The sequence below is a fragment of the Methylobacter svalbardensis genome (genome assembly GCF_037671525.1).
Lineage (GTDB): Bacteria > Pseudomonadota > Gammaproteobacteria > Methylococcales > Methylomonadaceae > Methylobacter_A > Methylobacter_A svalbardensis.
Map to the genome: position 1 here is coordinate 1 of NZ_JAWPOH010000114.1, position 5,537 is coordinate 5,537.

The 5,537-nt window shown below is 38.1% G+C and carries 8 protein-coding genes; 6 read left to right on the plus strand and 2 right to left on the minus strand.

All coding sequences use genetic code 11. The features are described 5' to 3' along the window. Positions 1–207 precede the first annotated feature (207 nt). Complete coding sequence (locus RW114_RS19605) at positions 208–516, minus strand: hypothetical protein (protein ID WP_340124424.1); 309 nt, start codon at positions 514–516, stop codon at positions 208–210. Between the two features lie 138 nt (positions 517–654). Here RW114_RS19605 and RW114_RS19610 point away from each other — a divergent pair, with 138 nt between their 5' ends. The 5 genes from RW114_RS19610 (at position 655) to RW114_RS19630 (ending at position 3,971) form a co-directional block, all read left to right on the plus strand. Beyond that, positions 655–978 carry a helix-turn-helix domain-containing protein gene (locus RW114_RS19610; RefSeq protein ID WP_340124425.1) on the plus strand — a complete coding sequence of 108 codons (324 nt, stop codon included), beginning with the start codon at positions 655–657 and terminating at the stop codon, positions 976–978. Further along, a complete protein-coding gene (locus RW114_RS19615) occupies positions 971–1,861 on the plus strand; it encodes an ImmA/IrrE family metallo-endopeptidase (RefSeq protein WP_340124426.1) in 891 nt (296 codons plus the stop codon). Before RW114_RS19610 ends, RW114_RS19615 begins: the two co-directional genes overlap by 8 nt. Before the next feature lie 486 nt (positions 1,862–2,347). After that, entirely contained in the window at positions 2,348–2,845 is a 498-nt protein-coding gene (locus RW114_RS19620) for a hypothetical protein (protein WP_340124427.1), read from the plus strand. A gap of 384 nt (positions 2,846–3,229) precedes the next feature. After that, a complete protein-coding gene (locus tag RW114_RS19625) occupies positions 3,230–3,415 on the plus strand; it encodes a hypothetical protein (protein ID WP_340124428.1) in 186 nt (61 codons plus the stop codon). Between the two features lie 28 nt (positions 3,416–3,443). Further along, entirely contained in the window at positions 3,444–3,971 is a 528-nt protein-coding gene (locus RW114_RS19630; RefSeq protein WP_340124429.1) for a hypothetical protein, read from the plus strand. Between the two features lie 373 nt (positions 3,972–4,344). Here the strand turns inward: RW114_RS19630 and RW114_RS19635 are convergent, their stop codons facing one another. Then, positions 4,345–4,650, minus strand: coding sequence for an integration host factor subunit beta (locus RW114_RS19635; RefSeq protein WP_340124430.1), 306 nt, complete (start codon positions 4,648–4,650; stop codon positions 4,345–4,347). A 161-nt stretch (positions 4,651–4,811) separates the two neighbouring features. On the opposite strand from RW114_RS19635, the gene RW114_RS19640 reads away from it, so the two are divergent. Continuing rightward, complete coding sequence (locus RW114_RS19640; RefSeq protein ID WP_340124431.1) at positions 4,812–5,522, plus strand: DNA/RNA non-specific endonuclease; 711 nt, start codon at positions 4,812–4,814, stop codon at positions 5,520–5,522. Positions 5,523–5,537: the final 15 nt, after the last annotated feature.

Below are 5,537 nucleotides of genomic sequence, written 5' to 3' on the forward strand. Positions count from 1 at the left end.
GATAAGAATCCTGCGGCTAAGCTCAAAGAATTGGCTGGACTTATTGATGAGGTTTTTCAGTTAATGCCTTCTGGAAAACATATGGTTGGGAGGGATTTGGGGCGTTTAGGGCCGACGGTTTCGCTACAGTACCGTGCTGCTGGATAATTTTCCAAGAATCAGGCTGCAAAAAATTTAAAAACTTGAACATCGAGTATTAGATTTCAGTTAAGAAGATAGCCCTAGTTTGGCTATAGTCCATTGAGTACCAGCAGCTTTAAGCATTTCAGACCAATTAGGGTAACTGGTGTTGTTACCGATAAATGAATCCCACTCAATATCAGGAATAGCTTTAAAGTCTTCATCGTTGTTGACTTTAAATCCGCTTGCCTCAAAAAGCTTTTCCACGGAAGTGAAGCTTGAACAGAAAGCTATGAAAGATGGCGTAAGCATTTCCGTAAGGGGAACACTTTGCTGACCATCAATTGCCTTAAGCTTATTTTGAAGCTCTTTTAAACCGTTAATTTCAAATGCCATGTTGTGTGTTCCTTTAATAAATATGCGTTTTTACTAAAAAGTTCGGTATAGAAGTATTACAAGTAACACCATACAGTATTCTGTTGATAAGTACAAAAAATACTGCTACTCTGAACTTATTTTATAAGGAGTTACCCTATGGCCACGTTATTGGGGGAAAAAATACGTGCAGAACGTAAGCGTTTAAAGCTTACGCTTGATGAGCTTGCCGAGAAAACAGGTTCAAGTAAAAGTTACATCTGGGAGTTGGAGAATCGCCCAGTTGTGAGACCTTCAGCCGAAAAAATTTCTAAGATTGCAGACGTGTTCGGAGTTACCGTAGAGTTTCTTTTGGATGACGAAAAACTGACATTGACAGAATCGGACGTAAACCAAGTGTTTTTTCGCCGTATCACTCAGCTTGATGCAACCAAAAGAGCGCATCTTGAGAAATTTTTAAATGCAATTGACGATGATGAGTAATCCAAAAACACCTTCAGCTTGGGGAATTGAGTTATCCAAACTTTGGATGGTGTGCGGTCAAAATTTCCCTGTTGATGTTAAACAAATTGCTCCCGAAGTGACTAAAACGAGATTTCCAGATGAACCTGTAGGAATTATTAAAGCGCACGGAATTACTGGTATTGATGGAATGCTATCTAAGCGAAAGAAGGGTGACTGGTGCATTTCTTATGATGATACTGTCACTGTTCCAGGACGAATCAATTTTACCCTTGGGCATGAGTTTGGACACTATCTTTTGCATCGAAAATTGCGTGAAAAATTTCAGTGCGGTCAAGGTGATATGCTGGACTATGAAAGTACAGAATCGAAAAAACTTGAATCGGAAGCGAACAATTTTGCGTCTTATTTATTGATGCCCATAAATGATTTTAGAAAACAAATCCAAGGACAAGCTGTTACTCTTGACTTGTTAAGGCACTGTGCTGAACGTTATGGAACCTCATTTACCGCCACTGCGCTAAAGTGGCTGGAATTCACTGAAAAAGCCGCATTATTGGTAGTGGCTCGTGATCATTTTATTTGTTGGTCTTATCCAAGCAAACTAGCAAGCAAACGGGGTACTTATTTGCGACCAGGTACGCCAGTCCCACAATCTGCGCTTGATCGATTAAATCATGTTGGCACAAAACGAGTAAATCAAAGTTGCCGAGTCTCGCAAGGTATTTGGCATTCAGAAATGGAAGCTGAGGAATCCGTAATTATTTCTGATAATTTTGATTTAGCTATTTTTTTGGTGCAGTTCCCAACAGCGAAACGAATAATTGAACACGAGGAAGAGGAGATTCAGGATACGTTTACTGTTTTGTCGAATAGAGCGCAAGGGTTTAATTGGTCAAAATGAAAGGTTTAGGCTAGGTGTAAGAATTCCTTCGTAAATGCGTAAAGTCGCCTTGTAAAACCTTTTTAGTAATGACTTGATACGGTGGCATTCATATCTGCGCATCGATATGAAATATTGATAGCTTTTTGTTTAGACGCCTTTCTGGACTAGCGGGAGCATTTACACAGAAACATACGATTTGAGTAAATGAGACAAGGCGATTTATTAAAAACAAAGACTTATGCTTCCATGAGAAACAATATTTTCGTTGTTTTATGTGCCAGCTCTAATACGGTATCTTATTGATAATGAACAAATTTGAATCGAAACCGTAATTTCATGTTCAAATGCCCCCGCTGGTCCAGCTATTGGAAAATTTAAACGCCGTTTTCCAATGGAGGACGGTTAAAACATGAACCGATGAAAAGGCCGGAAGCAGCACTAAAGCCACTAATGTAAGCTGTTAACTACAAATGTAAGTTTTTTACTTAACGTGATGGATATGGCATGAACGAAACTAAATTAATATTTTGTATTGTAATCGGCGTTTTATTAGCAAACGGCATAACTTATGCAGGATATAGCTACTTAACAGAACGAAATAGCACCGGATTACCTAAAAATATAAAAATTTCAGAAAAGAGTCAAAATAATCAAAGTTTCAACGAATTAAAAGCACCAAGAGTCAGCGTAACCATAAAAAATGATTCATACAATCAATTAATTTGTGAAAAAATAGAAGAAAATAAAGCTATTAACTTCTTAACGCTTGATGGAAAAAAGGAAAGAAGTTATGAAAATATCGCTGAAGGTGAATACATAGGCTGTAGTATTGCGATTGATAACAGGAGCAGTACTTTTTTAAATTGGTTTCATGTAACGTCCTCAGGCGTTTATACGCTATTACTTGAACAAGTAGAATGTAAAACATGCCAAGGAATAGATCATACATGGGGAACCATCGTTATTACCCCCAACGGTGAAAGAAAATATAAACCCGTATAAAAAACTTTACAATTTCCTTATTAATCGCCAAGTACGCTGTATAAAGCTCAAAGGATGGTTCTTTTAATGCGATGATCATAAATTGTAAAACTCTGAACTTGATTTGACAGTTTCAAAATATTTGTTTGGATTGAACCTAACACTGGCGGTCTCAGTTAGGCCAATTGCAGACCGTCATATCGTTTTGTCTAATGTCGTAGTATTTAAAGCCGCTGTAAGCTGCATAAAACCTATAATGCTGTTTTAAAAATCTTCATTTTGCCTAATGTATCTGAACCGAAAGTGGGTGGGATGCTATTCTGTATATTGCTTACGTTAAGTAAATACTGTAAAGTTTTATTAGTATTTGATAGTAATCATTTAATTTAACAATCATAGAAAACCATGACTAATAAAAAAAACAAATCTGAATCAAGCAAAATTAATGAAAATTATTCTACTGAAGATCTTAAAGAACGTTCTTCTGGAAACAAATCGACTCCTACATTTGATAGTGCAAGGGGGCGCGCTGGTTCTGTAGTTACAACGGTGATGAATACATTACCGTCACCGCCTATTCCAAAAAAGTGACTCTAAAAAATTTATTAAAATAATTATGATGGATATAGAAGAAAATATTCATAAATTACTATTTGATGTTCGTCGCTCAATTCGATATCACATTAGACGACGTAGTTTTTATGATCGTTTCAATTTAATTGTAAACGCCATATCTGTCGTTATGGGGTCAGCAACAGTTTACGGTATTTTAAAAGCTCAATCACAAGATATAGCTCTCACTGCAGCAGCTGCCGTTACTATTTTATCATCTATTAATTTGGTTGTTGGTTCAGTTCGGCAAGCCCGTCTTCATAACGACTTAGCTAAGCGATTTATTGTCTTAGAAAAAAAAATTACAACATCTACTACTAAAGACACAGAAAAGTTAGCCGAATGGACTTCGGAACGTTTAGATATTGAGACCGAAGAGCCTCCAGTTTTACATGTCCTAAACTGTATTTGTCATAATGAATTAATCCGAGCTACGGGCGGGTATGGCTCAGAACACCTTGCAAAAATTGCGTGGTATCAGCGTTTATTTGCGTCAATTATAGATATTAACGAACATTCTATTAAAATAGGTTAAAACAATATTAGACAATAAGGATGCGGACTGTCTAATGTTTGGTCGACCGTTCATTTAAAGGATTTAAAACAGTTTTGACCGCAGCTATGGGTCGATTTTTGTCGGTCGACTACCCTTAATTTATTCAGTATGAATAACCGCTTTTGAGTAAATTCAAGTGACTCATTCGGATCAGGAAGAGCGACTGGTTTAAACCATAAACATTGGCATATTTGAGGAAGAATATGCAGGTGATTAGACACTGAAATTCCTTATGGCCCAAAAATGAAGGAATCGTTGTCGTACCCCATAAAGAAGAATACTTGATTAAAGATTAAGCCACTGACTTATTGGCCGATCGAATATTAACCAAGCAATCATGTATCCTACTTCATTATTCTGTAATCCGGCATTTGTTACGCGCGGCATCAACACGATCCTTGAGTTCCTTGCCTGGCTTAAAATGAAGCCTGACCTTTGCTGCCAAGTTTACGGGTTCGCCAGTTTTTGGATTACGCGAAAGCCGAGCCTGTTGATGCCTCAAATCAAAGCTGCCAAAGCCACGAATCTCAATACGTTCGCCATTTTCCAATGCAGTATTCATCTGATCAAGCATGCAGTTTAGAGCCAACTCAACATCTCTTGTCTGAAATTCAGGCAACTTGTCACTTAATACTCGCACCAACTCTGATTTGACCATCTGCAACTCCCTTAATAATCGAATATTTTAACAGAATGGCGTGCATTAGTTCGCTATATAATTGAATATTAAATGATTTTCGTTATACTTTACTTATAATACTGCCAATGTATCCAGTTGCTTTACTGGGCTTACTTTCATTCATCAAGTTACTCAAATAAATGAACAAAATTATACTGATGGCTCTATTACTACTGCCTTTGACCAGTTTGGCAGCGGCACCGTGTTCCGGCAAAAAATCAGGAATATCACATTGTGACGGCTCCCAGTTTGTCTGCAATGATGGTAGTGTTAGCAAATCCGTTAAGGACTGTTCCAGTTATATTAGTGGTGATCAGAAGCAATCAAAGCCTAATTCAAGCTCAGCATCTTCATATTCAGCGCCTATTGCTCAAAGCAATACCGAGATTACACGATCCGGAAATATCTTAAAACTCGATTACCCCGGCTTCACAGTCTGGCTGGATTGTTCAAAACATGGGGCAATAAAATTCCAGTATGTGGCACAACACGATAATGGCAACGCCAAACGGTATGACAAGTTCTTTCTTGATCAGAATGTTCCAGCCGAGTGTCAACAAACAACTGCCAATGCCTATGGTCAAGGTTACGATCGCAGCCATCAAGTTCCAGCAAATCATTTGGACGCATCAGACGAAGCCATAAAAGCTACAAACACAATGACCAATATTCTGCCCCAGGCCGCGGATATGAATCGTGGGGCATGGCTGCAAACCGAAGAAATTATTGAGTGCTATCGTAGGCTGTCGAAATCAGCCCTTTTTCGCAAGCTAAACATTCCCCGATTTTTGGCTTTCAATATTATTGAAAAAAGCTTTGCGTTTCTTGCGTACGGTATAGGGGATGCTTGATTTCTCCCACATCTC

Excerpts from the sequence above, each read along its gene's own strand:
- RW114_RS19605 (WP_340124424.1), bottom strand. The coding sequence starts at position 516 with ATGGCATTTGAAATTAACGGTTTAAAAGAGCTTCAAAATAAGCTTAAG.
- RW114_RS19610 (WP_340124425.1), top strand. The coding sequence starts at position 655 with ATGGCCACGTTATTGGGGGAAAAAATACGTGCAGAACGTAAGCGTTTA.
- RW114_RS19615 (WP_340124426.1), top strand. The coding sequence starts at position 971 with ATGAGTAATCCAAAAACACCTTCAGCTTGGGGAATTGAGTTATCCAAA.
- RW114_RS19620 (WP_340124427.1), top strand. The coding sequence starts at position 2,348 with ATGAACGAAACTAAATTAATATTTTGTATTGTAATCGGCGTTTTATTA.
- RW114_RS19625 (WP_340124428.1), top strand. The coding sequence starts at position 3,230 with ATGACTAATAAAAAAAACAAATCTGAATCAAGCAAAATTAATGAAAAT.
- RW114_RS19630 (WP_340124429.1), top strand. The coding sequence starts at position 3,444 with ATGGATATAGAAGAAAATATTCATAAATTACTATTTGATGTTCGTCGC.
- RW114_RS19635 (WP_340124430.1), bottom strand. The coding sequence starts at position 4,650 with ATGGTCAAATCAGAGTTGGTGCGAGTATTAAGTGACAAGTTGCCTGAA.
- RW114_RS19640 (WP_340124431.1), top strand. The coding sequence starts at position 4,812 with ATGAACAAAATTATACTGATGGCTCTATTACTACTGCCTTTGACCAGT.